Below are 22,266 nucleotides of genomic sequence, written 5' to 3'. Positions count from 1 at the left end.
TTTTGAAAATTAAAATAATAATAAAAAGCTATATAAATTCATAAATATAAGTTTAAAATAATAAGTCTATCAATTATATTTATCTAAAAAATATTAAAAGTAATAAAAAGGGGGGTTTATTAATGAGAACATTATTAAAAACATATAAAATACTACAAAATACAATTTACGTTGATAGTAATGGAGAAGAGCAAACAACTAGTAAAATAGACTTATCAGATATAAAAACTACTGAAATTGTTCAAATTGGATTTTATGAAAATAAAATTGGAGAAATTCAAGCTGTTAAAATGCCAAGAATAATTGAAAAAGTACCTGACAAACTACCATCAGAAATAACATCATCGCAAGAAATGTTTTCTGGTACCTCAAAATTCAACCAAGACATTTCAAACTGAGACACTTCAAAAGTGACAAATATGACATCAATGTTTTCTCTTACACAATCATTCAATCAAAATATTTCAAAACGAAATGTTTCAAATGTAACAACTATGCATAATATGTTTGGTGGTGCTTCAAAATTCAATCAAGATCTTTCAAACTGAAATACTTCTAATGTAACAAATATTAGTTACATGTTTTACTATGCAAAATACTTTAATGGAAATATTTCAAAATGAAATACTTCTAAAGTAACAGATATGAGTTACATGTTTTGTAATGCTCTTGAATTTGATAAAGATCTTTCAAAATGAAATGTAGAAAAAGTAATAGACATGCGTAGTATGTTTGCTGGTGCGGAAAAATTTTTTAATTTTCACAAAAAATCTTGATATTACTTTTAATTTAAAATTAAAAGTAATATTTTTATATCAGGGGTGATTTTTTGTGACTAATAATGAATTAATTGATGTTTTAAAAAACAAAAAAGATGAAGAATTTATAAAAATTATTAGACATTTTAAAAATAGAATTAAACAAATTGAGAAAAAAGAAAAATTAGATGCAATTGATAAAAAATTTAAAGAAAAAGGAATTCAATGTCCAAATTGTAAATCTTATTGATGTGTAAAAAATGGTTTTAAGAATAATAAGCAAAAATATTTATGCAAAGATTGTAAAAGTAGCTTTGATGCTTTAAGAAATCATTTTTTACATTGAAGTCATTTATCTCATGAACAATGAGATTGAATAATTTGATTGTCATTGTTAGGTCAATCTGCTTATACTATTTCTCAATTTGCTAAAATTTCAAAAACATCAGCATGATTTAATCGTCAAAAATTTATGAAATCATCACAATTAGCAAAAACACAAAAACCATTCACAAAATTAAAAGGTAGAATTGAAATTGATGAAACTTTTATCAAAGAAATTCATAAAGGAAATTTCAAAAATCCAGATGATCCAAGAAAAAAATGAATTGAAGAAAATGCTAAAGATTTAAACTGTTGTATTGAAATGGCAATTGATGAAAATAAAAATCGGACTTCTCCCCACATGTACTTGTGGAGGAAAAAATGAAATTGAATGAGTTCAACAATATATTTCAAACAGAAAAAGATTGTTTGAAATATATAGCAAGTTTGAAGGAAAACAAATGTATGAGGTGTTCTTGAACAAATTTGAATACTTCTGATTTAAGAAGAATAAGATGTTTGAAATGTCATCAAACATTTAGTATTCTTCATGACACCATTTTTTACAAGTCACAAACACCTTTGACATCTTGGTTTTATCTCATCTTTAGATGAATAAACACCAAACACGGAATTCCATCAACTGATGTTGCAAAAGAATTGGGAGTAACTTTGAAAACTGCTTGAAGAATGGGTCATAAAATCCGAAGTGCAATTGCAAAACAAGAACCTCAATTCATTGTTGAGGGCATAGTGCAAATGGATGAAATGTATCTTTCACATATGGGTTTTAAAAAACAAGGAAGATCCTTAAAAAATAAAACTTTGATTGTTGGGATTTATGAAAAAACAACCAATAATTTAATTGTGAAAGTGTTGAAAAATGCAAATCAAAAAAATCTTTTGCAATTTGCAAGAAACCACATTTATTCAAAGTGTGATGTACATACTGATTCTTGAAAAGGATATCGCCATTTTAAATCAGTTTTCACTAAGCATGAAACAGTTAACCATCAAGATGGTTATGTTTCAAAAACTAGTGTAAACATAAACCAGATTGAATCGGCATGAAAGCACATCAGACGAACATTTAAAACACATATCAAAGTTGAAAAACATCATGTTCATTTATACGCAAAAGAATCGGCATATAAATTCAACAATATACCTAGTTTTGAAACTGTAATGTTATGTTTGATTTAAAAATGTGGGGAGAAGTCCGTAGATAGGCTTTTCTCAGCATTTATGTGATAAAATTTAAAAATAGTACATAAAGGGAGAAAAGCCATAAAAATATTTATGCTCAAACAACAAATACTAAAAGATTAACAAAAAAATGAGTAGAAGAAAATTTAACATCTAAGCTTATCGAAGAAAAATCAATTATAGTTTGTGATATGCAAATACTATATGATACAGTAGCTAAACAAACCAAATGTACTCTCAAGAAATTTAAATCAAAAGAAAATAAAGAATTAAATTATAAAAATTTAAGTAATATCAGTAAAATACAATCAAGTTTAAAAGAATTTATTACTCATTATCATGGCATTGGATTTACCAATATTCAAAATTACCTCAATTTATGAAAATTTAAATACCAACATTATAAAATATCACCTTATGCAAAATCTGAAGCATTATATTTCAGTTTGTAAAAAAAATAAATCCCAAAATTAAATAAAATCAAATTTTAGGCCAGGTTGATGATTTTTTTTATTTCATCAAGAGTTTTTTTGAAAATTAAAAGAAAAATTTAATCAAGATCTTTCAGATTGAGATACTTCTAATGTAAAAGATATGAATTTTATGTTCTATGATGCAAAAAAATTTAATCAAGATCTTTCAGTTTGAAAAGTAGAAAAAGTAATAGAATATATTGATTTTTTCTGGAATTCAGGAATAACTGATATCAAAAAAATGCCAAAATTCAATAACTAACTTTTTAAATTAAATACTAAATTTTATTATATAAATTTAAATTATTTTTTAAAAAAAATAATAACTAAAATTTAATGATATTTAATTGTAAAAATAATATTTGACAAATAACATTACTTATCCTATAATTAACAAGCATTCACGAAAGCAGCAAATAAGTATTATTAAGTTGCAAATAGTTTACCCTCAAAGATTATTCTTTTTATTAGTAGAATTTTCTATTAATCTTAATAGTAACCAGTGCTGTTCTGGCGAATTGTAAACTATCTTAATGAGAACTTATTAAAGTCTCTTTGTGTTTGTATACATTCCAAGGAGGTTTTTATTATGTCAAGATATACTGGTCCGGTTTTTAGAAAATCAAGAAGATTAAACTTCTCAATTCTTGAATCTGGTAAAGAATTTGCAAAAGGAAAAAAGCGAACATTCGCTCCTGGACAACACGGTCAAAAAAGAATTAAACTTTCTAACTATGGATTACAATTACAAGAAAAACAAAAAATTCGTTTCACTTATGGTTTAAATGCTCGTCAAATGAAAAATTTATTTGATGAATCAAAAAAAACTCATGGTGTTACTGGTACTAACTTGTTGGTATTCTTAGAATCAAGATTAGATAATATTGTTTTTCGTTTAGGTTTATCTTTAACAAGAAAAGGTGCTCGTCAATTAGTAAATCATGGTCATGTTTTAGTTAATGGTAAAAAAGTTAATATTCCTTCATATCGTGTTAAAATAGGAGATAAAATTACTATTACTGAAAAAGCACAAAAAAATGCAAAAATTATTGAAGCATTAAGCGCTAATGCTTCAACATTACCATTTATTGAATTCAATAAAAAAACATTTATTGGTATATATGTACGTCATCCACTACGTGACGAACTAAATACTGATATTAATGAAGCATTAGTTGTTGAATCATATGGACGTGCTTAAAATTAATAATTAATTTAAAACCTGTTATCAATTGATAACAGATTTATTTTTTAGATGGTAAATGTCAATAAAAGCATTTATCATTTTTTTGTTTTTGAAAAAATAAAATATAAATTAATTATCTATCAATCAATTTCCTTAAAACAAAACTAACAATTAATTTTTCTCCTACTACTATGTCAATTAAATTAAATGATATAATGTTAATTAGAGATGAGGAAAGGAAAAATAAAAATGATTAAAAATGAAATTTCTGAAAAAATAGTTAGTATTACTTTTGTAATAGCTGTTATCATAACAGCTATTGGTTGATTAGGAATTAATAAAAATAAAAAGAAATATTTAATTTTATGAATAGTTATAATTCCTTTAATTTTTAGTAGCGTATTTTCATTTTTTACTAAAAATTATTATGACAATATTTTACTAATATCAGTACTAACGATATCTTATTTAATTTATATAGGTTTTTTAATCATTAGTACTTATCGATTTATTAAGATAAAAGACAAAAAAGAAATTAATAATAAACAAGTAGAAAATACTATTTATTTAATAAAAAATAAAATATTGTAAAAGTTACCCCAAAGGGTAACTTTTACATGTTCTCTATAAATAATGATCTTAATATAAGTTCATATTATATAGCATTAAGAAAACTATTTGAACCATTACTATTATTAGGAATATGTTCTTGATTTGCTGCATCGATAAAATTTTGTTGTCTTATTGGACCATTTTCTAAAATTTGATTAATTCTTGTTTGCAAATCGGGATTATTAGGTTCTTTATATTTATTAGCGTTTTTCCAAATGCCAGAATTATTTTCTTCAATTCTATTTCTTATTTCTAATATACTTTTCTCTATATTTCTTAATTTCATAATTTTTCTACTTTCATATTCATCTTTAATAGCCGTTGATGTTGCAGAAATTAGCTTAGTAATATCACTATAAGTTGACATATAAAAAGGAGTACCAGCAATAATATAACCTGCATTTTTTGCTTTTAATTTTCAAAAAAAATCTTGATATTACTTTTAATTTAAAATTAAAAGTAATATTTTCCTGAGTTGTAAATATAAATGGGACAGTTTTTTAAAATAATTGTATTAAATCTATTGGTCTTTTATAAGAGAGCGATTTTCTGGGTGTAGAATTAATTTGAAATGCTATAAAATTTAAATCTTTTTGTTTATATGAAGATAGATCTTTTAATTTTCAAAAAAAACTCTTGATGAAATAAAAAAAATCATCAACCTGGCCTAAAATTTGATTTTATTTAATTTTGGGATTTATTTTTTTTACAAACTGAAATATAATGCTTCAGATTTTGCATAAGGTGATATTTTATAATGTTGGTATTTAAATTTTCATAAATTGAGGTAATTTTGAATATTGGTAAATCCAATGCCATGATAATGAGTAATAAATTCTTTTAAAATTGATTGTATTTTACTGATATTACTTAAATTTTTATAATAGACTTGGTGCAAAACCTTTAATTTTAACAATTTAACGATTATTATTAAGGAAATTATCCCCGCATGTACTAGTGTGGAGGAAAAAATGAATTGAAATGAATTCAATAGCATATTTCAAACTGAAAACGATTGTTTGAAATATATAGCGAAGTTGAAAATAATGAAATGCATCAGGTGTGCTTCTTCTAGTTTGAATACTTCTGATTTGAGAAGAATACGATGTTTGAACTGTAACCAAACATTTAGTATTCTTTATGGAACCATTTTTTATAAGTCACAGACCCAAATGACATCTTGGTTTTATCTCATCTTTAGATGAATAAACACAAAGCATGGCATACCAGCAACCGATGTTGCAAGGGAATTGGGTGTGACCTATAAAACAGCTTGAAGAATGTGTCATGAAATCAGGACTAGAATTGGAAATCAAGATGCAGGTTTCATTGTTGATGGCACAGCACAGATGGATGAAATGTATCTTTCACATTTAGGTTTTAAAAAACAAGGAAGATCCTTGTTGAATAAAACTTTGATTGTTGGAGTTTATGAGAAAACCAGCAACAAACTAATTGTGAAGGTGCTGAAAAACGCAGATGAAAAAAAACCTTTTAAGATTTGCATTGAAACACATTTTTACTGAGTGCTGTCTATTTACGGATTCTTGGAAGGGATATGTAAGAAACTTCTATCCCAAACATGAAATCGTAAATCATGAAGTTGGGTATGTGTCACCAACAGGTGTAAACACAAACCAGATTGAATCAGCATGAAAGCACATCCGACGAACTTTCCGAACACACATAAGAGTTTCAAAGCACAATATTCATTTATATGCAAAAGAATCAGCATATAAATTCAATAACATACCTAGTTTTGAAACTGTAATTTTGTGTTTGATTTAAATACATGCGGGGATAATTTCCTAGGTAGGCTTTTATCTCCATTTATGTGATAAAATTTAAAAATAGTACATAAAGGGATAAAAGCCATTATTAATATTAAAGGTGATAGTTATTATGTTGAAAAAATATAAAGATGATCAAGAATTTTATAGTTTAGTCGGCATAAAGCCACAAACATTTTATAAAATGCTTGAAATTTTAAAAATTGCTGAGTCTAAACAAAAATATTATGGTGGTAGAAAAAATAAAATTGTAATTGAAGAGCGTTTATTAATGACTTTAGAATATTGAAAAGACTATAGTAGTTATATAGTTATTGCAAAAAGATATAATATTAGTCATACTAGTTGCATTCGTAATATTTTTTGAATTGAAAATATTTTAATAAAAAGCGGAATTTTTAAGGAAATTATCCCCGCATGTACTAGTGTGGAGGAAAAAATGAATTGAAATGAATTCAATAGCATATTTCAAACTGAAAACGATTGTTTGAAATATATAGCGAAGTTGAAAATAATGAAATGCATCAGGTGTGCTTCTTCTAGTTTGAATACTTCTGATTTGAGAAGAATACGATGTTTGAACTGTAACCAAACATTTAGTATTCTTTATGGAACCATTTTTTATAAGTCACAGACCCAAATGACATCTTGGTTTTATCTCCTCTTTAGATGAATAAACACAAAGCATGGCATACCAGCAACCGATGTTGCAAGGGAATTGGGTGTGACCTATAAAACAGCTTGAAGAATGTGTCATGAAATCAGGACTAGAATTGGAAATCAAGATGCAGGTTTCATTGTTGATGGCACAGCACAGATGGATGAAATGTATCTTTCACATTTAGGTTTTAAAAAACAAGGAAGATCCTTGTTTAATAAAACTTTGATTGTTGGAGTTTATGAGAAAACCAGCCACAAACTAATTGTGAAGGTGCTGAAAAATGCAGATGAAAAAAACCTTTTAAGATTTGCATTGAAACACATTTTTACTGAGTGCTGTCTATTTACGGATTCTTGGAAGGGATATGTAAGTTTCAAAAACTTCTATCCCAAACATGAAATCGTAAATCATGAAGTTGGGTATGTGTCACCAACAGGTGTAAACACAAACCATATTGAATCAGCATGAAAGCACATCCGACGAACTTTCCGAACACACATAAGAGTTTCAAAGCACAATATTCATTTATATGCAAAAGAATCAGCATATAAATTCAATAACATACCTAGTTTTGAAACTGTAATTTTGTGTTTGATTTAAATACATGCGGGGATAATTTCCTAGGTAGGCTTTTATCTCCATTTATGTGATAAAATTTAAAAATAGTACATAAAGGGATAAAAGCCATTTTTAATTTACCTGGAAAAAAAGATTTAACAAAAAATAAAGGTACTAATAATAATTTGTTAGCTATTGATGCTACTGAAACTCCAATTGAAATAATTAAAAAAAACTAAAATTACTTTTTTCAGGTAAAAAGAAACATCATTCTCTCAAATCCCAAATAATTATTGATATTTCCAATGGAAAAATTATTTCAACTGCTTTTTGTTTTGGAAGCATTCATGATTTTAAATTGCTTCTAAAATCTAAAACTTTTATTCATCCAGAAAAACAAGTTTTTGTTGATTCAGGTTATCAAGGTATACAAAATATTCACAAAAATACATTTTTGCCATTTAAAAAAAGTAAATACAATCAATTAACACCAATTCAAAAAGAACACAATAAAACCTTAAGTAAAATTAGAATTAAAATTGAACACGTATTTGCTAAACTAAAACGTTTTAAAATTTTAAGTTTAAAATATCGCAATAAAATACGAAGATTTGCATTAAGATTTAATTTAATAGCAGGAATATATAATTTTGAATTACCTTAGTTTTGCACCAAGTCTATTATAAAATATCACCTTATGCAAAATCTGAAGCATTATATTTCAGTTTGTAAAAAAAATAAATCCCAAAATTAAATAAAATCAAATTTTAGGCCAGGTTGATGATTTTTTTTTATTTCATCAAGAGTTTTTTTGAAAATTAAAACAAATTTCTTTTAATTTTTCATAATCTTTTTCAGTAAATCTTAAATGAACAATAATTTGTTTTATCATTAAATCTTCTGGTTTCTTTTTAGGTGCTGCTACCATATTTATTCACTACTTTCTTCTCTCATAAATAATTCTTTAATTCTTTCACCATATTTACCATTTTCAATATCTTGAAAAAATATTTGTAAATCATTTTTGATATCTTGAAAACCTTTATTTTGCATATTATTACACTCCTTTAAAATTTTCTAATTGTAATTCATTAGACTTGGTGCAAAACCAAGGTAATTCAAAATTATATATTCCTGCTATTAAATTAAATCTTAATGCAAATCTTCGTATTTTATTGCGATATTTTAAACTTAAAATTTTAAAACGTTTTAGTTTAGCAAATACGTGTTCAATTTTAATTCTAATTTTACTTAAAGTTTTATTGTATTCTTTTTGAATTGGTGTTAATTGATTGTATTGACTTTTGTTAAATGGCAAAAATGTATTTTTATGAATATTTTGTATACCTTGATAACCTTAATAAACAAAAACTTGTTTTTCTGGATGAATAAAAGTTTTAGATTTTAGAAGCAATTTAAAATCATGAATTCTTCCAAAACAAAAAGCAGTTGAAATAATTTTTCCATTGGAAATATCAATAATTATTTGGGATTTGAGAGAATGATGTTTCTTTTTACCTGAAAAAAGTAATTTTAGTTTTTTTTAATTCTTTCAATTGGAGTTTCAGTAGCATCAATAGCTAACAAATTATTATTAGTACCTTTATTTTTTGTTAAATCTTTTTTTCCAGGTAAATTAAAAATTCCGCTTTTTATTAAAATATTTTCAATTCAAAAAATATTACGAATGCAACTAGTATGACTAATATTATATCTTTTTGCAATAACTCTATAACTACTATAGTCTTTTCAATATTCTAAAGTCATTAATAAACGCTCTTCAATTACAATTTTATTTTTTCTACCACCATAATATTTTTGTTTAGACTCAGCAATTTTTAAAATTTCAAGCATTTTATAAAATGTTTGTGGCTTTATGCCGACTAAACTATAAAATTCTTGATCATCTTTATATTTTTTCAACATAATAACTATCACCTTTAATATTAATAATAATCGTTAAATTGTTAAAATTAAAGGTTTTGCACCAAGTCTAATTTAATTCTTTATTTTCTTTTGATTTAAATTTCTTGAGAGTACATTTTGTTTGTTTAGTTACTGTATCATATAGTATTTGCATATCACAAACTATAATTGATTTTTCTTCGATAAGCTTAGATGTTAAATTTTCTTGTACTCATTTTTTTGTTAATCTTTTAGTATTTGTTGTTTGAGCATAAATATTTTTATTTTCATCAATTGCCATTTCAATACAACAGTTTAAATCTTTAGCATTTTCTTCAATTCATTTTTTTCTTGGATCATCTGGATTTTTGAAATTTCCTTTATGAATTTCTTTGATAAAAGTTTCATCAATTTCAATTCTACCTTTTAATTTTGTGAATGGTTTTTGTGTTTTTGCTAATTGTGATGATTTCATAAATTTTTGACGATTAAATCATGCTGATGTTTTTGAAATTTTAGCAAATTGAGAAATAGTATAAGCAGATTGACCTAACAATGACAATCAAATTATTCAATCTCATTGTTCATGAGATAAATGACTTCGATGTAAAAAATGATTTCTTAAAGCATCAAAGCTACTTTTACAATCTTTGCATAAATATTTTTGCTTATTATTCTTAAAACCATTTTTTACACATCAATAAGATTTACAATTTGGACATTGAATTCCTTTTTCTTTAAATTTTTTCTCAATTGCATCTAATTTTTCTTTTTTCTCAATTTGTTTAATTCTATTTTTAAAATGTCTAATAATTTTTATAAATTCTTAATTTTTTTTGTTTTTTAAAACATCAATTAATTCATTATTAGTCACAAAAAATCACCCCTGATATAAAAATATTACTTTTAATTTTAAATTAAAAGTAATATCAAGATTTTTTGTGAAAATTAAAACATCAATAAGATTTACAATTTGGACATTGAATTCCTTTTTCTTTAAATTTTTTCTCAATTGCATCTAATTTTTCTTTTTTCTCAATTTGTTTAATTCTATTTTTAAAATGTCTAATAATTTTTATAAATTCTTCATCTTTTTTGTTTCTTTAATTGTAAAATTAAAAAGGACACTTATATAAAAATTAAATTGTGTTAGTTCTATAATTAAGAAAAGAAAGGAATTAGCGCAATGTATAAGTATCTGAGTATTGAATCAATAATAGCAATAAAAGAATATAAAAATTATGGATTTTCGATTCGTAAAATAGCAAAAATTGTTGATTATAGTAAATCAACCGTACATAGAGTTTGTAGATTATTAAATAAAAACTTATTGCCATTAGAAATATTGAATCAATTTCAAAAAAATAAACAAAACGCAGGCAGAAAATTAATAATTTTAACTTTAACAGAAATTAATAGTATTAATCATTTGTTAATTACTAAAAAGTATGCTCTTGATATAATTGCTAACTTTTTAAAGGAAAATAAAATAAAAAGTATTTCAACAAAAACTTTATATAACATGTTTAAAACAAATCGAATGGGTTTTGATGAAAATAACTTATTGAGAAAAGGCAAAAATAAATCTCACAAACAAAAAGAAACTAGGGGCAAAATTAATAATTGTAAGTTTATTCATGAAAGAAATTTAATCATTCCTAATATTAAAAATATACAAGAATTTGGTCATTTAGAAGGTGATACTATCATTGGCAAAGATCATAAAAGTTCTATTATTACTTTGGCTGATATATGATCAAAAACCACAATTCCTTTAGTAACTAAAAATCATAAATCAGAAAATATTACGAAAAGTATAATAAAATTTATTTCAAAGTTACAAAAAGGAACAGTTAAAACCATTACTTTTGATCGTGGTAAAGAATTTAGTAAATGAAGATTAATCGAAAAAATTTGTAATGTCAAAATTTATTTTGCAGATCCTGGTAAACCTTGCCAAAGGGGTTTAAATGAAAATAATAATGGTATTTTAAGAAGATATTTACCAAAATCTACAGATCTATCTTCATATAAACAAAAAGATTTAAATTTTATAGCATTTCAAATTAATTCTACACCCAGAAAATCGCTCTCTTATAAAAGACCAATAGATTTAATACAATTATTTTAAAAAACTGTCCCATTTATATTTACAACTCAGGTTTTTTAAAACATCAATTAATTCATTATTAGTCACAAAAAATCACCCCTGATATAAAAATATTACTTTTAATTTTAAATTAAAAGTAATATCAAGATTTTTTGTGAAAATTAAAAGATAGATCTGTAGATTTTGGTAAATATCTTCTTAAAATACCATTATTATTTTCATTTAAACCCCTTTGGCAAGGTTTACCAGGATCTGCAAAATAAATTTTGACATTACAAATTTTTTCGATTAATCTTCATTTACTAAATTCTTTACCACGATCAAAAGTAATGGTTTTAACTGTTCCTTTTTGTAACTTTGAAATAAATTTTATTATACTTTTCGTAATATTTTCTGATTTATGATTTTTAGTTACTAAAGGAATTGTGGTTTTTGATCATATATCAGCCAAAGTAATAATAGAACTTTTATGATCTTTGCCAATGATAGTATCACCTTCTAAATGACCAAATTATTGTATATTTTTAATATTAGGAATGATTCAATTTCTTTCATGAATAAACTTACAATTATTAATTTTGCCCCTAGTTTCTTTTTGTTTGTGAGATTTATTTTTGCCTTTTCTCAATAAGTTATTTTCATCAAAACTCATTCGATTTGTTTTAAACCTGTTACTTTAATTGTAAAATTAAAAAGGACACTTATATAAAAATTAAATTGTGTTAGTTCTATAATTAAGAAAAGAAAGGAATTAGCGCAATGTATAAGTATCTGAGTATTGAATCAATAATAGCAATAAAAGAATATAAAAATTATGGATTTTCGATTTGTAAAATAGCAAAAATTTTTAATTTTCACAAAAAATCTTGATATTACTTTTAATTTAAAATTAAAAGTAATATTTTTATATCAGGGGTGATTTTTTGTGACTAATAATGAATTAATTGATGTTTTAAAAAACAAAAAAGATGAAGAATTTATAAAAATTATTAGACATTTTAAAAATAGAATTAAACAAATTGAGAAAAAAGAAAAATTAGATGCAATTGATAAAAAATTTAAAGAAAAAGGAATTCAATGTCCAAATTGTAAATCTTATTGATGTGTAAAAAATGGTTTTAAGAATAATAAGCAAAAATATTTATGCAAAGATTGTAAAAGTAGCTTTGATGCTTTAAGAAATCATTTTTTACATTGAAGTCATTTATCTCATGAACAACGAGATTGAATAATTTGATTGTCATTGTTAGGTCAATCTGCTTATACTATTTCTCAATTTGCTAAAATTTCAAAAACATCAGCATGATTTAATCGTCAAAAATTTATGAAATCATCACAATTAGCAAAAACACAAAAACCATTCACAAAATTAAAAGGTAGAATTGAAATTGATGAAACTTTTATCAAAGAAATTCATAAAGGAAATTTCAAAAATCCAGATGATCTAAGAAAAAAATGAATTGAAGAAAATGCTAAAGATTTAAACTGTTGTATTGAAATGGCAATTGATGAAAATAAAAATATTTATGCTCAAACAACAAATACTAAAAGATTAACAAAAAAATGAGTACAAGAAAATTTAACATCTAAGCTTATCGAAGAAAAATCAATTATAGTTTGTGATATGCAAATACTATATGATACAGTAGCTAAACAAACAAAATGTACTCTCAAGAAATTTAAATCAAAAGAAAATAAAGAATTAAATTATAAAAATTTAAGTAATATCAGTAAAATACAATCAAGTTTAAAAGAATTTATTACTCATTATCATGGCATTGGATTTACCAATATTCAAAATTACCTCAATTTATGAAAATTTAAATACCAACATTATAAAATATCACCTTATGCAAAATCTGAAGCATTATATTTCAGTTTGTAAAAAAAATAAATCCCAAAATTAAATAAAATCAAATTTTAGGCCAGGTTGATGATTGTTTTTATTTCATCAAGAGTTTTTTTGAAAATTAAAAGCAAAAATTGTTGATTATAGTAAATCAACTGTACATAGAGTTTGTAGATTATTAAATAAAAACTTATTGCCATTAGAAATATTGAATCAATTTCAAAAAAATAAACAAAATGCAGGCAGAAAATTAATAATTTTAACTTTAACAGAAATTAATAGTATTAATCATTTGTTAATTACTAAAAAGTATGCTCTTGATATAATTGCTAACTTTTTAAAGGAAAATAAAATAAAAAGTATTTCAACAAAAACTTTATATAACATGTTTAAAACAAATCGAATGAGTTTTGATGAAAATAACTTATTGAGAAAAGGCAAAAATAAATCTCACAAACAAAAAGAAACTAGGGGCAAAATTAATAATTGTAAGTTTATTCATGAAAGAAATTGATTCATTCCTAATATTAAAAATATACAATAATTTGGTCATTTAGAAGGTGATACTATCATTGGCAAAGATCATAAAAGTTCTTTTAATTTTCAAAAAAACTCTTGATGAAATAAAAACAATCATCAACCTGGCCTAAAATTTGATTTTATTTAATTTTGGGATTTATTTTTTTTACAAACTGAAATATAATGCTTCAGATTTTGCATAAGGTGATATTTTATAATGTTGGTATTTAAATTTTCATAAATTGAGGTAATTTTGAATATTGGTAAATCCAATGCCATGATAATGAGTAATAAATTCTTTTAAACTTGATTGTATTTTACTGATATTACTTAAATTTTTATAATTTAATTCTTTATTTTCTTTTGATTTAAATTTCTTGAGAGTACATTTTGTTTGTTTAGCTACTGTATCATATAGTATTTGCATATCACAAACTATAATTGATTTTTCTTCGATAAGCTTAGATGTTAAATTTTCTTGTACTCATTTTTTTGTTAATCTTTTAGTATTTGTTGTTTGAGCATAAATATTTTTATTTTCATCAATTGCCATTTCAATACAACAGTTTAAATCTTTAGCATTTTCTTCAATTCATTTTTTTCTTGGATCATCTGGATTTTTGAAATTTACTTTATGAATTTCTTTGATAAAAGTTTCATCAATTTCAATTCTACCTTTTAATTTTGTGAATGGTTTTTGTGTTTTTGCTAATTGTGATGATTTCATAAATTTTTGACGATTAAATCATGCTGATGTTTTTGAAATTTTAGCAAATTGAGAAATAGTATAAGCAGATTGACCTAACAATGACAATCAAATTATTCAATCTCATTGTTCATGAGATAAATGACTTCAATGTAAAAAATGATTTCTTAAAGCATCAAAGCTACTTTTACAATCTTTGCATAAATATTTTTGCTTATTATTTTTAAAACCATTTTTTACACATCAATAAGATTTACAATTTGGACATTGAATTCCTTTTTCTTTAAATTTTTTATCAATTGCATCTAATTTTTCTTTTTTCTCAATTTGTTTAATTCTATTTTTAAAATGTCTAATAATTTTTATAAATTCTTCATCTTTTTTGTTTTTTAAAACATCAATTAATTCATTATTAGTCACAAAAAATCACCCCTGATATAAAAATATTACTTTTAATTTTAAATTAAAAGTAATATCAAGATTTTTTGTGAAAATTAAAAAAAGTTCTATTATTACTTTGGCTGATATATGATCAAAAACCACAATTCCTTTAGTAACTAAAAATCATAAATCAGAAAATATTACGAAAAGTATAATAAAATTTATTTCAAAGTTACAAAAAGGAACAGTTAAAACCATTACTTTTGATCGTGGTAAAGAATTTAGTAAATGAAGATTAATCGAAAAAATTTGTAATGTCAAAATTTATTTTGCAGATCCTGGTAAACCTTGCCAAAGGGGTTTAAATGAAAATAATAATGGTATTTTAAGAAGATATTTACCAAAATCTACAGATCTATCTTTTAATTTTCACAAAAAATCTTGATATTACTTTTAATTTAAAATTAAAAGTAATATTTTTATATCAGGGGTGATTTTTTGTGACTAATAATGAATTAATTGATGTTTTCAAAAACAAAAAAGATGAAGAATTTATAAAAATTATTAGACATTTTAAAAATAGAATTAAACAAATTGAGAAAAAAGAAAAATTAGATGCAATTGATAAAAAATTTAAAGAAAAAGGAATTCAATGTCCAAATTGTAAATCTTATTGATGTGTAAAAAATGGTTTTAAGAATAATAAGCAAAAATATTTATGCAAAGATTGTAAAAGTAGCTTTGATGCTTTAAGAAATCATTTTTTACATTGAAGTCATTTATCTCATGAACAATGAGATTGAATAATTTGATTGTCATTGTTAGGTCAATCCGCTTATACTATTTCTCAATTTGCTAAAATTTCAAAAACATCAGCATGATTTAATCGTCAAAAATTTATGAAATCATCACAATTAGCAAAAACACAAAAACCATTCACAAAATTAAAAGGTAGAATTGAAATTGATGAAACTTTTATCAAAGAAATTCATAAAGGAAATTTCAAAAATCCAGATGATCCAAGAAAAAAATGAATTAGACTTGGTGCAAAACCTTTAATTTTAACAATTTAACGATTATTATTAATATTAAAGGTGATAGTTATTATGTTGAAAAAATATAAAGATGATCAAGAATTTTATAGTTTAGTCGGCATAAAGCCACAAACATTTTATAAAATGCTTGAAATTTTAAAAATTGCTGAGTATAAACAAAAATATTATGGTGGTAGAAAAAATAAAATTGTAATTGAAGAGCGTTTATTAATGACTTTAGAATATTGAAAAGACTATAGTAGTTATAGAGTTATTGCAAAAAGATATAATATTAGTCATACTAGTTGCATTCGTAATATTTTTTGAATTGAAAATATTTTAATAAAAAGCGGAATTTTTAATTTACCTGGAAAAAAAGATTTAACAAAAAATAAAGGTACTAATAATAATTTGTTAGCTATTGATGCTACTGAAACTCCAATTGAAAGAATTAAAAAAAACTAAAATTACTTTTTTCAGGTAAAAAGAAACATCATTCTCTCAAATCCCAAATAATTATTGATATTTCCAATGGAAAAATTATTTCAACTGCTTTTTGTTTTGGAAGCATTCATGATTTTAAATTGCTTCTAAAATCTAAAACTTTTATTCATCCAGAAAAACAAGTTTTTGTTGATTCAGGTTATCAAGGTATACAAAATATTCATAAAAATACATTTTTGCCATTTAATTAACACCAATTCAAAAAGAATACAATAAAACTTTAAGTAAAATTAGAATTAAAATTGAACACGTATTTGCTAAACTAAAACGTTTTAAAATTTTAAGTTTAAAATATCGCAATAAAATACGAAGATTTGCATTAAGATTTAATTTAATAGCAGGAATATATAATTTTGAATTACCTTAGTTTTGCACCAAGTCTATTATATAAAAATATTTAACAAATAAATTTATCCATGATTACGGGTTTTTAATTTAGAATTTTTGAATAACTAAATCTTATTTTTAAGTTGTTCAATTTCTTTCTCTAGTTTTTGAATTTTTGTTTCTAATTTTATTTTTTGGTTTAAATTAATTTCATATCCAAGATTTTCTTTAATTTCCATTTCTTGAATTTTAGTAAATAAAGTACTACTTTTATCTAATTGTACGGGATTATTAAATAGACTGGGTGCAAAACCTTTAATTTTAACAATTTAACGATTATTATTAATATTAAAGGTGATAGTTATTATGTTGAAAAAATATAAAGATGATCAAGAATTTTATAGTTTAGTCGGCATAAAGCCACAAACATTTTATAAAATGCTTGAAATTTTAAAAATTGCTGAGTCTAAACAAAAATATTATGGTGGTAGAAAAAATAAAATTGTAATTGAAGAGCGTTTATTAATGACTTTAGAATATTGAAAAGACTATAGTGGTTATAGAGTTATTGCAAAAAGATATAATATTAGTCATACTAGTTGCATTCGTAATATTTTTTGAATTGAAAATATTTTAATAAAAAGCGGAATTTTTAATTTACCTGGAAAAAAAGATTTAACAAAAAATAAAGGTACTGATAATAATTTGTTAGCTATTGATGCTACTGAAACTCCAATTGAAATAATTAAAAAAAACTAAAATTACTTTTTTCAGGTAAAAAGAAACATCATTCTCTCAAATCCCAAATAATTATTGATATTTCCAATGGAAAAATTATTTCAACTGCTTTTTGTTTTGGAAGCATTCATGATTTTAAATTGCTTCTAAAATCTAAAACTTTTATTCATCCAGAAAAACAAGTTTTTGTTGATTCGGGTTATCAAGGTATACAAAATATTCATAAAAATACATTTTTGCCATTTAAAAAAAGTAAATACAATCAATTAACACCAATTCAAAAAGAATACAATAAAACTTTAAGTAAAATTATAATTAAAATTGAACACGTATTTGCTAAACTAAAACGTTTTAAAATTTTAAGTTTAAAATATCGCAATAAAATACGAAGATTTGCATTAAGATTTAATTTAATAGCAGGAATATATAATTTTGAATTACCTTAGTTTTGCACCAAGTCTATTGAAGAAAATGCTAAAGATTTAAACTGTTGTATTGAAATGGCAATTGATGAAAATAAAAATATTTATTCTCAAACAACAAATACTAAAAGATTAACAAAAAAATGAGTACAAGAAAATTTAACATCTAAGCTTATCGAAGAAAAATCAATTATAGTTTGTGATATGCAAATACTATATGATACAGTAGCTAAACAAACAAAATGTACTCTCAAGAAATTTAAATCAAAAGAAAATAAAGAATTAAATTATAAAAATTTAAGTAATATCAGTAAAATACAATCAAGTTTAAAAGAATTTATTACTCATTATCATGGCATTGGATTTACCAATATTCAAAATTACCTCAATTTATGAAAATTTAAATACCAACATTATAAAATATCACCTTATGCAAAATCTGAAGCATTATATTTCAGTTTGTAAAAAAAATAAATCCCGAAATTAAATAAAATCAAATTTTAGGCCGGGTTGATGATTTTTTTTATTTCATCAAGAGTTTTTTTGAAAATTAAAAGAAAATATTACGAAAAGTATAATAAAATTTATTTCAAATTTACAAAAAGGAACAGTTAAAACCATTACTTTTGATCGTGGTAAAGAATTTAGTAAATGAAGATTAATCGAAAAAATTTGTAATGTCAAAATTTATTTTGCAGATCCCGGTAAACCTTGCCAAAGGGGTTTAAATGAAAATAATAATGGTATTTTAAGAAGATATTTACCAAAATCTACAGATCTATCTTCATATAAACAAAAAGATTTAAATTTTATAGCATTTCAAATTAATTCTACACCCAGAAAATCGCTCTCTTATAAAAGACCAATAGATTTAATACAATTATTTTAAAAAACTGTCCCATTTATATTTAAAACTCAGGATATTATTCAATAGTTTTTTTAATGTTTTTAGAAACTTATGTATATTTTTTGTTAATAATAAACTTTCTGTTGATATATTATATATAATTATATTATGTTTAAAATTAATCAAAAATTTTAATTATAAAAGGCAGGAAATTAAGTATGGAAAACCTTAGTGTTGACGAAATAATAACAAAATTTAATTTAACAATTTTATATATTAATCCCAAAATTCCAATTGAAAAAAGAATTATTACTAATATTGGTACTAATCGTGGTGGTTTAGAGTTAACAGGATTTAAAACTAAACAAATCTCACGTAGTCGTCGTATAATTTTATTAAGCAGTAAAGAAAGCGAATATATTTCCTCTTTACCAAAAACAGAATTTAAGAACCATTTTAGTAATATTTTAGAAGATCATATTCCTGCTATTTTTGTAACACCTAATTTTAAATTTAAAAAAGAATTATGTGACTGTGCTAAAGCGATTAATTCAACAGTTCCAATTATTGAAGTATTATTTTTTACTTCTGAATTTGCAGCAACAGTTTCTACGTATATTGTTGAACGTTTATCTGAATCTAAACGTTTACATGGTACTCTAGTAAATATTTTTGGTTATGGTGTCCTAATTACAGGTGAAAGTGGTATTGGTAAATCAGAAACAACATTAGATTTATTACGTAATGGGCACTTATTTGTTGGTGATGATAGTATTGATATTTTAAAAGTCAATAATAAAATTGTAGGAAAAGTTAATCCGATTATTAAAAATTTAATTGAAATTAGAGGAATAGGTATCCTAGATATTACCAAAATGTATGGATATCATGTTATAATGCATGAGAGTCAAGTAAATTTAATTATTAATTTAATTAGAATTGAAAATGATGGTTGAAATAAAGTTGATCGACTTGGTGATCATAATAACTTTGATGTTTTTTTTGAAATTAAAGTGCCTAAAATAATTATTCCTGTTAGTCCAGGAAGAAATTTAGCTGATTTAATTGAAGCAGCAGTTATTAGTTTAAAGTTAAAAGATGAAGGTCAAGACGCTACTGCTGGTTTTCAAAAACAAATAATTAGAAATTTAACAAAAAAGAAATAATTTAATTATTAAATTATCAAAAAGGAAAAAATATGATTAATGATGATGGATACAATAGTTTAATTACCAATATTCCGGGAACGGGAATTCATATTTATTCAGTATTAATGGCAATAGGTTGTTTAACTGCTGTCATTGCTTCATGAATAAAATTATATCGTCGTAATATTCCAACTAAAACTTTAGAATGAGGAACATTAGTTATTGCATTAGCAGGATTAATAGGAGCAAGAGCATGATATGTTCTTAATAATACTAGCACAATTGAAAATGAACTTGATGTAGTTGCCGTTTGAAGAGGCGGTATGGCAATTGAAGGAGGCGTTACAGTTGGAATGATAGCGGGGTTCTTTATTTTTTATCGTACTTCAAAACAGTTACAAATTTCAATGTGAGTTTTTATTGATTGTATTGTTCCAAATATTTTATTAGGTCAAGCAATTGGTAGATGAGGTAATTTTTTTAATCAAGAATTACTAGGAACTGATGTCGGTCATCCTTTCAGTTGATTACCAACATGAATAAATAATCATTTACATTATGGTTTTAATAGCGATAAACCAGATCCTGTTGCTGTTTATCGTCAACCTTTATTTTTATATGAGTCATTATCTTCATTATTTGGTTGATTCTTTTTAACGTTTTTTGTACCAAAAACAGGACAAATATTTAGTAAAAAACCATGAAAATTAGATTCTTCGCAATTTATTTCGCCTTTAAAGACTAATCCAATTGTTGGAAAAGATTTTTTAAAACCTTGAACGGTTATTAAAAAAATTCATGGATATCGTAAATTTAAATATGAAAGTTGAAAACAAGCATATTTTGATTTTACACCCAATAAGAATAGTGTTAAAAGTTTTGAAAAAATACCTTGAAAAGATGTTAAAACACATTCAAAAGTTAAATCAAAGATAAAAAAATGATATTTAAAGATTAAATATAATATGCAACCACATTCTAAATCTTTAAATACTATGTATAATTCTAATAATTATCGAGTAACGTATGCAGGAGTATCAGGTAGTTTATACTTTGTCTTTTATGGTATTATTAGAATGATTTTAGAACCACTTCGTGATAATAGAGACATTATGAAAATAGCCAATGTTTCAACTTCAATGATAGTTTCTGGAATGTGAATTATTTTAGGTGTTATTTTAGTAATATTTGCACAAATTATTGCACCATCAAGATTTCGTAAAGGAGAATGATTATATGAAAAATCATACTAATAAAGAAAATAAATATGATTATGATTTAGTAGTTATTGGTGGTGGTCCAGCAGGAATGACAGCTGCTATTTATGCACAAAGAGCAAATCTTAAAACTGTGATTATTGAAAAATATATTGTTGGTGGAAAAATGATTAAAACTTCTGAAATTGAAAATTATCCAGGTTATGATTATATTTTAGGGCCTGAATTATCAGAAAAAATGCAAAAGCAAGTTGAGAAACTACAAGTTGAATTTGTTACTGATGAGGTTATTAAAATTACAGATAGTGAAAATCATAAAATTAAAACAGTCCTTTTAAGTAGTGGTGATGTTCTTATTGCTAAAGGAGTAATTATAGCTACTGGTTCATTAGAACGTAAAATTGGTGTTCCTGGTGAAGAAGAATATGCTAATCGTGGTGTTTCTTATTGTGCTGTTTGTGATGGTGCTTTATTTAAGAATAAAATTATTAGTGTAGTTGGCGGTGGTTATGCTGCTTGTGAAGAATCTTTATATTTAACAAGATTTACTAATAAAGTTAATCTTATTCATCGTCGTGATCAATTTCGTGCTGATGATAAAACTGTTAATAAAGTTAAAAATAATAAAAATATTAATTTAATAACTGATCATGTTTTATTAAAAGTATTAGGTACTGAGGATAAGAAAAAAGTAGGTAAATTAGAAATTAAAAATATTAAAACTAAGGAAATTAGTGAAATTACTACTGATGCCTTATTTCCTTATATTGGTTCTGATCCTGTTACAAAATTTTTTAAAGATTTAGATATTTGTGATAGCAATGGTTATATTATAGTTAATGATAAGTGTCAAACTAAAATCCCGGGATTATATGCAGCTGGTGATGTAATTGCTAAAAATTTAAGACAAATAGTAACTGCTGTTAACGATGGAGCGATTGCAGCACAATATTTAATAAATTTTATTGATAATTTTAATGAATAAAGTGTA

At 24.0% G+C, this 22,266-nt stretch carries 29 protein-coding genes and 7 pseudogenes; 26 read left to right on the top strand and 10 right to left on the bottom strand.

Going from position 1 to position 22,266, the window contains the following annotated elements; all coding sequences use genetic code 4:
• Positions 1–122 precede the first annotated feature (122 nt).
• The 7 genes from AAHM78_RS02700 (at position 123) to AAHM78_RS02670 (ending at position 4,538) form a co-directional block, all read left to right on the top strand.
• Complete coding sequence (locus AAHM78_RS02700; protein WP_342254286.1) at positions 123–788, top strand: BspA family leucine-rich repeat surface protein; 666 nt, start codon at positions 123–125, stop codon at positions 786–788.
• A 43-nt stretch (positions 789–831) separates the two neighbouring features.
• On the top strand, positions 832–1,524 hold the full coding sequence (locus tag AAHM78_RS02695; protein ID WP_342254285.1) for an IS1/IS1595 family N-terminal zinc-binding domain-containing protein: 693 nt from the start codon (positions 832–834) through the stop codon (positions 1,522–1,524).
• A complete protein-coding gene (locus AAHM78_RS02690; RefSeq protein WP_342253735.1) occupies positions 1,464–2,285 on the top strand; it encodes an IS1595 family transposase in 822 nt (273 codons plus the stop codon). Before AAHM78_RS02695 ends, AAHM78_RS02690 begins: the two co-directional genes overlap by 61 nt.
• Before the next feature lie 194 nt (positions 2,286–2,479).
• Positions 2,480–2,740 (top strand): hypothetical protein, encoded by a 261-nt coding sequence (locus AAHM78_RS02685; RefSeq protein ID WP_342252970.1) that lies wholly within the window; start codon positions 2,480–2,482, stop codon positions 2,738–2,740.
• A 142-nt stretch (positions 2,741–2,882) separates the two neighbouring features.
• Positions 2,883–3,023, top strand: a complete 141-nt coding sequence (locus AAHM78_RS16655) for a BspA family leucine-rich repeat surface protein (RefSeq protein WP_425289758.1) — start codon at positions 2,883–2,885, stop codon at positions 3,021–3,023.
• A 327-nt stretch (positions 3,024–3,350) separates the two neighbouring features.
• Positions 3,351–3,962, top strand: coding sequence for a 30S ribosomal protein S4 (gene rpsD, locus AAHM78_RS02675; RefSeq protein WP_342254284.1), 612 nt, complete (start codon positions 3,351–3,353; stop codon positions 3,960–3,962).
• A gap of 234 nt (positions 3,963–4,196) precedes the next feature.
• On the top strand, positions 4,197–4,538 hold the full coding sequence (locus tag AAHM78_RS02670; RefSeq protein ID WP_342254283.1) for a hypothetical protein: 342 nt from the start codon (positions 4,197–4,199) through the stop codon (positions 4,536–4,538).
• 64 nt (positions 4,539–4,602) lie between these two features.
• Here the strand turns inward: AAHM78_RS02670 and AAHM78_RS02665 are convergent, their stop codons facing one another.
• The 3 genes and pseudogenes from AAHM78_RS02665 to AAHM78_RS02660 all read right to left on the bottom strand — a co-directional run bounded on the left by AAHM78_RS02665 (position 4,603) and on the right by AAHM78_RS02660 (position 5,457).
• Entirely contained in the window at positions 4,603–4,926 is a 324-nt protein-coding gene (locus AAHM78_RS02665; RefSeq protein ID WP_342254282.1) for a hypothetical protein, read from the bottom strand.
• Between the two features lie 133 nt (positions 4,927–5,059).
• A pseudogene (locus AAHM78_RS16650) lies at positions 5,060–5,182 on the bottom strand (IS30 family transposase); the annotation flags it as partial.
• A gap of 83 nt (positions 5,183–5,265) precedes the next feature.
• Positions 5,266–5,457 (bottom strand): hypothetical protein, encoded by a 192-nt coding sequence (locus AAHM78_RS02660; protein ID WP_342254281.1) that lies wholly within the window; start codon positions 5,455–5,457, stop codon positions 5,266–5,268.
• A gap of 581 nt (positions 5,458–6,038) precedes the next feature.
• Here AAHM78_RS02660 and AAHM78_RS02655 point away from each other — a divergent pair.
• From AAHM78_RS02655 to AAHM78_RS02645, 3 genes are all read left to right on the top strand, one after another.
• Entirely contained in the window at positions 6,039–6,347 is a 309-nt protein-coding gene (locus AAHM78_RS02655; protein WP_342253948.1) for a transposase, read from the top strand.
• Between the two features lie 114 nt (positions 6,348–6,461).
• Positions 6,462–7,610 carry an IS1595 family transposase gene (locus AAHM78_RS02650; RefSeq protein WP_342254280.1) on the top strand — a complete coding sequence of 383 codons (1,149 nt, stop codon included), beginning with the start codon at positions 6,462–6,464 and terminating at the stop codon, positions 7,608–7,610.
• Positions 7,611–7,857: 247 nt separating this feature from the next.
• Entirely contained in the window at positions 7,858–8,232 is a 375-nt protein-coding gene (locus tag AAHM78_RS02645) for a transposase family protein (RefSeq protein WP_342254998.1), read from the top strand.
• Positions 8,233–8,498: 266 nt separating this feature from the next.
• Here AAHM78_RS02645 and AAHM78_RS02640 read toward each other — a convergent pair whose 3' ends face one another.
• From AAHM78_RS02640 to AAHM78_RS16645, 5 genes and pseudogenes are all read right to left on the bottom strand, one after another.
• The gene (locus AAHM78_RS02640) at positions 8,499–8,621 is read right to left on the bottom strand and encodes a hypothetical protein (protein WP_342253854.1); all 123 of its coding nucleotides are present in this window, start codon (positions 8,619–8,621) and stop codon (positions 8,499–8,501) included.
• Between the two features lie 4 nt (positions 8,622–8,625).
• A complete protein-coding gene (locus AAHM78_RS02635) occupies positions 8,626–8,886 on the bottom strand; it encodes a transposase family protein (protein ID WP_342254279.1) in 261 nt (86 codons plus the stop codon).
• Between the two features lie 215 nt (positions 8,887–9,101).
• Positions 9,102–9,494 (bottom strand): transposase family protein, encoded by a 393-nt coding sequence (locus AAHM78_RS02630; protein WP_342252835.1) that lies wholly within the window; start codon positions 9,492–9,494, stop codon positions 9,102–9,104.
• Between the two features lie 67 nt (positions 9,495–9,561).
• The gene (locus AAHM78_RS02625; RefSeq protein ID WP_342254278.1) at positions 9,562–10,029 is read right to left on the bottom strand and encodes a hypothetical protein; all 468 of its coding nucleotides are present in this window, start codon (positions 10,027–10,029) and stop codon (positions 9,562–9,564) included.
• Between the two features lie 84 nt (positions 10,030–10,113).
• Positions 10,114–10,200 (bottom strand): annotated as a pseudogene (locus AAHM78_RS16645) (transposase-like zinc-binding domain-containing protein); the annotation flags it as partial.
• A gap of 459 nt (positions 10,201–10,659) precedes the next feature.
• Here AAHM78_RS16645 and AAHM78_RS02620 point away from each other — a divergent pair.
• Positions 10,660–11,604, top strand: a complete 945-nt coding sequence (locus AAHM78_RS02620; RefSeq protein WP_342254277.1) for an IS30 family transposase — start codon at positions 10,660–10,662, stop codon at positions 11,602–11,604.
• 145 nt (positions 11,605–11,749) lie between these two features.
• On the opposite strand, the pseudogene AAHM78_RS02615 reads toward AAHM78_RS02620, so the two are convergent.
• Positions 11,750–12,256 (bottom strand): annotated as a pseudogene (locus AAHM78_RS02615) (IS30 family transposase); the annotation flags it as partial.
• 86 nt (positions 12,257–12,342) lie between these two features.
• Here AAHM78_RS02615 and AAHM78_RS02605 point away from each other — a divergent pair.
• The 3 genes and pseudogenes from AAHM78_RS02605 to AAHM78_RS02595 form a co-directional block, all read left to right on the top strand.
• Positions 12,343–12,450: pseudogene (locus tag AAHM78_RS02605) on the top strand (IS30 family transposase); the annotation flags it as partial.
• Between the two features lie 58 nt (positions 12,451–12,508).
• Positions 12,509–13,468: an IS1/IS1595 family N-terminal zinc-binding domain-containing protein gene (locus AAHM78_RS02600; protein ID WP_342254274.1), complete on the top strand. Its 960-nt coding sequence runs from the start codon at positions 12,509–12,511 to the stop codon at positions 13,466–13,468.
• Positions 13,469–13,559: 91 nt separating this feature from the next.
• Positions 13,560–14,051, top strand: a pseudogene (locus tag AAHM78_RS02595) (IS30 family transposase); the annotation flags it as partial.
• A gap of 66 nt (positions 14,052–14,117) precedes the next feature.
• On the opposite strand, the gene AAHM78_RS02590 reads toward AAHM78_RS02595, so the two are convergent.
• Positions 14,118–15,077 carry an IS1/IS1595 family N-terminal zinc-binding domain-containing protein gene (locus AAHM78_RS02590; protein WP_342254272.1) on the bottom strand — a complete coding sequence of 320 codons (960 nt, stop codon included), beginning with the start codon at positions 15,075–15,077 and terminating at the stop codon, positions 14,118–14,120.
• Between the two features lie 70 nt (positions 15,078–15,147).
• Here AAHM78_RS02590 and AAHM78_RS02585 point away from each other — a divergent pair.
• From AAHM78_RS02585 to trxB, 12 genes and pseudogenes are all read left to right on the top strand, one after another.
• Positions 15,148–15,459 (top strand): annotated as a pseudogene (locus AAHM78_RS02585) (IS30 family transposase); the annotation flags it as partial.
• A 79-nt stretch (positions 15,460–15,538) separates the two neighbouring features.
• Positions 15,539–16,111 (top strand): IS1/IS1595 family N-terminal zinc-binding domain-containing protein, encoded by a 573-nt coding sequence (locus tag AAHM78_RS02580; protein ID WP_342254271.1) that lies wholly within the window; start codon positions 15,539–15,541, stop codon positions 16,109–16,111.
• A gap of 33 nt (positions 16,112–16,144) precedes the next feature.
• Positions 16,145–16,537, top strand: a complete 393-nt coding sequence (locus tag AAHM78_RS02575; RefSeq protein ID WP_342254013.1) for a transposase family protein — start codon at positions 16,145–16,147, stop codon at positions 16,535–16,537.
• 50 nt (positions 16,538–16,587) lie between these two features.
• Positions 16,588–16,767 (top strand): hypothetical protein, encoded by a 180-nt coding sequence (locus AAHM78_RS02570; RefSeq protein ID WP_342254996.1) that lies wholly within the window; start codon positions 16,588–16,590, stop codon positions 16,765–16,767.
• The gene (locus tag AAHM78_RS16640; RefSeq protein WP_425289777.1) at positions 16,764–16,943 is read left to right on the top strand and encodes a transposase; all 180 of its coding nucleotides are present in this window, start codon (positions 16,764–16,766) and stop codon (positions 16,941–16,943) included. The genes AAHM78_RS02570 and AAHM78_RS16640 overlap by 4 nt, the downstream gene beginning before the upstream one ends.
• A gap of 326 nt (positions 16,944–17,269) precedes the next feature.
• Positions 17,270–17,662 carry a transposase family protein gene (locus tag AAHM78_RS02565; RefSeq protein ID WP_342253855.1) on the top strand — a complete coding sequence of 131 codons (393 nt, stop codon included), beginning with the start codon at positions 17,270–17,272 and terminating at the stop codon, positions 17,660–17,662.
• A gap of 50 nt (positions 17,663–17,712) precedes the next feature.
• Positions 17,713–18,087, top strand: coding sequence for a transposase family protein (locus tag AAHM78_RS02560; RefSeq protein ID WP_342254995.1), 375 nt, complete (start codon positions 17,713–17,715; stop codon positions 18,085–18,087).
• A gap of 54 nt (positions 18,088–18,141) precedes the next feature.
• Positions 18,142–18,528, top strand: a complete 387-nt coding sequence (locus AAHM78_RS02555; RefSeq protein WP_342254270.1) for a hypothetical protein — start codon at positions 18,142–18,144, stop codon at positions 18,526–18,528.
• Between the two features lie 91 nt (positions 18,529–18,619).
• Positions 18,620–18,952: pseudogene (locus AAHM78_RS16635) on the top strand (IS30 family transposase); the annotation flags it as partial.
• Between the two features lie 176 nt (positions 18,953–19,128).
• A complete protein-coding gene (hprK, locus tag AAHM78_RS02550) occupies positions 19,129–20,076 on the top strand; it encodes an HPr(Ser) kinase/phosphatase (RefSeq protein ID WP_342254269.1) in 948 nt (315 codons plus the stop codon).
• Positions 20,077–20,108: 32 nt separating this feature from the next.
• The gene (locus tag AAHM78_RS02545; RefSeq protein WP_342254268.1) at positions 20,109–21,311 is read left to right on the top strand and encodes a prolipoprotein diacylglyceryl transferase; all 1,203 of its coding nucleotides are present in this window, start codon (positions 20,109–20,111) and stop codon (positions 21,309–21,311) included.
• The gene (gene trxB, locus AAHM78_RS02540; RefSeq protein ID WP_342254267.1) at positions 21,295–22,260 is read left to right on the top strand and encodes a thioredoxin-disulfide reductase; all 966 of its coding nucleotides are present in this window, start codon (positions 21,295–21,297) and stop codon (positions 22,258–22,260) included. The genes AAHM78_RS02545 and trxB overlap by 17 nt, the downstream gene beginning before the upstream one ends.
• The last annotated feature ends 6 nt before the right edge of the window (positions 22,261–22,266 follow it).

Source organism: Spiroplasma endosymbiont of Zeiraphera isertana, from assembly GCF_964030805.1.
Classification (GTDB): Bacteria; Bacillota_I; Bacilli_A; order Mycoplasmatales; family VBWQ01; genus Spiroplasma_E.
The sequence above is the reverse complement of the archived record's forward strand: the minus strand, read 5'-3'. Positions and strand labels throughout refer to the sequence as shown.